The organism is Priestia sp. P5_B4, assembly GCF_056400385.1.
This window is the reverse complement of sequence record NZ_JBFULJ010000246.1, coordinates 1-4,931: the sequence shown is the minus strand read 5'-3', so window position 1 is coordinate 4,931 and position 4,931 is coordinate 1. Positions and strand designations below refer to the sequence as shown.

Annotated in this window: 5 protein-coding genes; 3 read left to right on the top strand and 2 right to left on the bottom strand. The window is 35.6% G+C overall.

The genetic code is table 11. The features are described 5' to 3' along the window. Positions 1-385: 385 nt before the first annotated feature. Together AC1DRF_RS16580 and AC1DRF_RS16575 are read left to right on the top strand one after the other, a co-directional pair. Positions 386-799, top strand: a complete 414-nt coding sequence (locus AC1DRF_RS16580; RefSeq protein ID WP_477741186.1) for a DUF6892 domain-containing protein — start codon at positions 386-388, stop codon at positions 797-799. A gap of 66 nt (positions 800-865) precedes the next feature. Continuing rightward, on the top strand, positions 866-1,204 hold the full coding sequence (locus AC1DRF_RS16575) for a hypothetical protein (protein WP_097823007.1): 339 nt from the start codon (positions 866-868) through the stop codon (positions 1,202-1,204). Positions 1,205-1,399: 195 nt separating this feature from the next. Here AC1DRF_RS16575 and ltrA read toward each other — a convergent pair whose 3' ends face one another. Both ltrA and AC1DRF_RS16565 read right to left on the bottom strand, forming a co-directional pair. Continuing rightward, positions 1,400-3,049, bottom strand: coding sequence for a group II intron reverse transcriptase/maturase (gene ltrA / locus AC1DRF_RS16570; protein WP_477741185.1), 1,650 nt, complete (start codon positions 3,047-3,049; stop codon positions 1,400-1,402). 667 nt (positions 3,050-3,716) lie between these two features. After that, on the bottom strand, positions 3,717-4,388 hold the full coding sequence (locus tag AC1DRF_RS16565) for a hypothetical protein (RefSeq protein WP_427076662.1): 672 nt from the start codon (positions 4,386-4,388) through the stop codon (positions 3,717-3,719). A gap of 210 nt (positions 4,389-4,598) precedes the next feature. Here AC1DRF_RS16565 and AC1DRF_RS16560 point away from each other — a divergent pair. Next, positions 4,599-4,931 (top strand): hypothetical protein (locus tag AC1DRF_RS16560; RefSeq protein ID WP_477741184.1); only part of this gene is annotated, 333 nt, incomplete at its 3' end.

The following is a 4,931-nucleotide window of genomic DNA, read 5'->3' as shown; positions in this document are numbered from 1 at the left end:
GTTAGGTAGTAGTGATATTCATGAATACAAAAAACATGATAAAATATACAAAGTTTCTACCTTTTATTAACAATAGTCAAAGAATAATAGATAGAAAATGGTTATTAGAGAATGGAAGGTGTATTTATGAAAAAGGTTTTAACAACTTAAACTGTATTATTGCTAGCATTATCAGCTTGCAGCAGTAATCAAAACAAGTAAATAAGAGCAGACCATCCTTATAGTAGGGCCTGTTTTTTTCTTTTTCTAAAAAGGAGCCGATGTTGTTTGTCCATGTGTCAAAGTCAACAGTATAAGCAGTCTTTATTCATAGATGATTGTTACAATACTAACAGTGCAGGTTCGATTAAAAGCCTAAGAAAGAAATAAAATCGGAGGTAGCAAAATGGAGAAGAGTGGAATGTTTAAAGATTTTAATTTTAAACTAGTGGTTATTGAAGCTTTATTAGATCAAGACCCGTTATTTCTAAAAGAATTAACCGACTTAAAAGATAAGTATACGAATAATTTTGAATGGTATTCTGGAGCTGGACCCATTGTTGAAATCAAAGATTATTTAGAAGAGTTAACCCTAGAAAAGAGTGATTTGGAAAAGATTGAATCCCTTTGCTTTGATGGAGGTAATGAAATTTATCATATTCTAAAGCCAGATTGGGATGGAGAAGACAGTTCATTTGACGTACTATCTGTTGAAGGATTTCAGAACTTAAAGAATCTAAAAACAGTGGACTATATTTCAATGTGTCATCCAGGAGTATTACAACCATTCAAGGAAGCCGGAATTAAGATTGAAGATTAATGAGAAGGACGTTATTGTAGTAAGGGAAGCAATTCGTCTTTATGAAGAATAAAGAGAGAACCAGTAATGAAATATAATGTTCAAATTTATGAAGATAAACAAGGAATGCTTATGATAGATGTTCCTGATAAAATTTTTTTAGTTATAGATTTATTATTAAGTGATGTACAAGAAGATGGATCGAAATTATGGCTAGATTTAATTGATAAAGTACTTTCAAAGAAATCTTCTTATGAAGAATTGACTGGAAATGCCTGTACTATAGAAATTAAATATGATGTAACAAAAATTGTGAATGAATATGCTGAAGAAGATCAAAAGGCGAATTGTCTAATTGAAACAGCTGAGCTAAAACAGATTCTGCTTAAATGGGATGATGCTGTTAGAAATAAATACGCAGAATAGAAATTAATTAATTTAAAAGTATGGTGGGGCCTTTATACGAGATGAAGAAAAAATAAATCTCTTATAAAGGCTTCTTTTTATTTCTTTCTAGTTMAGTCGGGTAGGCAGGCACTCTCACGARCGCCCGCCCCCCTAAGAACCGTACGTGACAGATTTCCCGTCATACGGCTCAAGCCTTCTTTTTATCCGAACAACTTATTTAATACATGGTACATGTACTAATTTAGCAAATTGACCTGTAGAAACCTCTAGGTTTCGCACTGTAACTTTCTCTCCATTTTGTAAAGTCTGCTTACACAACGCACAACGATATCCTTGTTTTCTTGCGRGTTTCATCCTATCCAATGTATTTTCATTATTAAAGACCTTACGGTCTCGTTTTTCCCAATACTCTTTTAGACTCGGATCATCTGGGCTGTTTTTATAGGCTACCATGACATGCCGTTCTATCTTAATCCAGGACATCTTTAACAATTGAATGTTAGTAAGTGGACATGTGAGAGTCCATTTATCATTCCCTCCATGGTTGGGCTTCTTAAAATAACGTTTAATAATCCATTTCCACGCCTTCTTTGGATGTAGTCGTTTAAGGTATTTTGTTATTTTAAGGAATAAGTAATTATCCATATATCCAAACGTCTTTTTAGAAACGACATGTTTCCAATACTGTCCGTAACCACGAATAATTGGATTTAAAACACGTATTAGTTCTTTTATTGGTCGTCCTCTCATTACTGCGAACGTATCTTTTATCTTATTTTTTGCTTTTTTAATGCTGTCTCTGCTAGGTTTGATTAGTAGCTTATTGCCTTGTTCCGTCTTGTATTGACGCAGCGAGAAACCGAGAAAATCAAACCCGTTCTCAATATGTGTAACTCTAGTTTTCTCTTTACTAAGTGTAATTCCTCGCTTTTGTAAGTAAGGAGTTAGTTTCTCATACATGCTTTCAGCCTTTTCCTTCGTTTCCGTTACGATGACAAAGTCATCGGCATAGAGAACACGTCCTATCTTACATTTTGGATCGATTGCGTATCCTCCGTTTGGTTTGTATGTCTTTTTATAAACAATACCAATTTCTTCTTCCATACCGCATAAGGCGATATTAGCTAGAAGGGGAGACACAACACCCCCTTGAGGGGTTCCTTCTGTTGTCGTACGAAGCATATCCTGCTCTATGTAACCCATTTTAAGCCATCTTTTGATGAGAGTGTTTCCTGGAAACATAGATGTTTGTTCTACTATCCAATCATGATTAAGATGGTCAAAGCATCCTAAAAAATCTCCCTCAAATACCCACTTTTTCTTACTATTCGTGTTAAGCTTATTAAAAAGATTACTTATAGCATCGTGTGTGCTTCGTTTAGGACGAAAACCGTAAGAAGTTGGTTCAAACTTGACCTCCCATTGTGGTTCGAGTGCGTTTTTTACTATGTTTTGATACACTCGATCTCGTATCGTGGGGATACCGAGAGGTCTCATCTTTCCATTTTTCTTCGGGATAAACGTTCGTTTTGCTGGCTTTGGACGATGTCGAAAGACAYTACATTTAACTATTTGTTTATAAAGTTTGATACGTTCGCTTGGTTTTAAAGCCGTATAGCCATCTACACCAGGTGTTCGCTTACCGTTATTTTGTTGTGTTACTCTGCGAATGGAAAGCAGTAGATTTGCTTTACTCCGTAGGAGTAAACGTTGAAGTTTCCTTACTTTTCTTTGTTGATTTTTCTGTTCGGCACGATAAATTCTTTGTCGTAACTTCGCTACATATTTTTGTATAATACTCCAATCAATAGAGTACCAATCTTTATGCGAGACGTGCGCCGACGCTCGTAGAGAGGTATTCATAACAGCACGCTCCTTTTCGTTAGAAGATAGCCACAAATTTATTTTCGTGTTGAAGACCCATGAGAAGTGGGCGCTCTTTCGAGCCTGTCATTGTCAATAGAGACGACAGTATCCGTCCAGTTATACGATGTTTCTGCTTTCCTGTCCCTTTTCAGGGTAACGGCTTTCGCTTTTTCTCATATCCCATACCCTCTGCCACATCGTTTGACTTTACAGTCATCCTACTGCTTATGCAGATGACATAAGGCTTACCAAGTTCCACTTCCTACAGATGCGATAGGGGTAGGTAGGTTCTTTACTCCGGGCAAGATGCGGGACGCATCAGAGCAGCATTATGATTCTACTTTTCCTCTTGCCAAGACCCAAGCAAAGCTGTGCATTATCTTGAGCTAACCCTTACGAAGCTTACAAACCTTCACTTTCGTTTACCATACCTATCTTCTCCTAGCAGTATTCTGGACCATGCATTTGTCCTCTGTTTCCACATCTCCTCATGCAACCGACAGACTCGTTACCAAGCATGCCGTTTCGGATGGAGATCATCTTGGCGTCTAGATGAGTAGCGTTAGCTACACTGTAAGAAAGCGACTTCTTGTCGCACCATAATGTCTCTTATCGGTAGAAGTATAAAAAGCCCTTAAAAGGGCTTTTATAGCTAATGTAGTTGTTATGTACCTTGTACCTCTGTTTTTAGCGTTAAACATTCCTTACAAAAATAAAAATATATAATCATTTCTCCCAGAAAGAGGTCCACCACTGACACAAGAGCTACTTCAAAATCATGAGTGATGCTGGAAACATATTTCATGTCATGGTTACAGGTTGGACAGCTTATATCATTTGGCTTTTCCACATACAGAGGCGCTCCTAACACCCTACATATATACTCCTGACCAAATAAGTCAAATGCATCATAAGAGGTATCCTCACTGACGGGTATATCTTCTTCTAACATATTGACAAGTTTGAATTTCGTATAAGGAAGAGGAACTGGTATTTTATCTTCTTCGTCTTGAATCCAATTTTGCTTATCATTTTGAATTAAAATAGTAACATTTTTTGTTGTAGGATTTAATTGAAATACTTGAGGCTCCCATAAAGTAGAACAATTTAAGCACGATATTAAAGGTAATTCTTCTAGTTTAGAAGTTCTTAGTTCACTTAATCTATCATCCTTTAGATCAAAACATAAAATCTGATGTAAATCTTCGCCACATAACTGACATTGTGGTACATTCCATTCTTGTCCTCCAAAACGGTGATTATAAACATCACTACCTTCAATAGCTCTAAAGCCTTTATGACCCTTCCAGTGCTGTCCATAAGGTTTATTTATCATGATAAGTCCTCACTTTTATATAATTGGTAACTTTATTATAACTCAACATAAATTATGTTTAATAAGTTGTATAAGATATAGATTTTCACTTAAGCCGGGAAAGTGGGTACTCTAACGAGCGCTGCCTGCCCGACTATATTATAAATTTATACAACATTCACAACTTAGAATATATAATTAGGTTAATTATTGTATGAGGGAGTTACTATTATGAAGAAGTACAAGAAAATGTTAGTGGGGTTTAATAATAAAGATTTAAATTGTTATGCTAGCCGGGGAGATTGTCTTTATCTTGCTAATAAAAAAGATACAAAAAAGGGGCTTTTTCGTTTACCAAATTATCTTTATTTCTTCGTTTCTTTAAATAGTAAACGTATGCCTTCGGAATTTGGAGTTGTAAAAACGATTGAAGGATATGTTACAGCAGAAGATCTTGCTAGGCTTGATTATGAAAGCAGAAAAATTAATGTTTCACTCATAAATGAGGAAATTTTAAAAGAATATGAAGAATTTCTCGAAAAGATAAATGCTAAACCAGAGCAT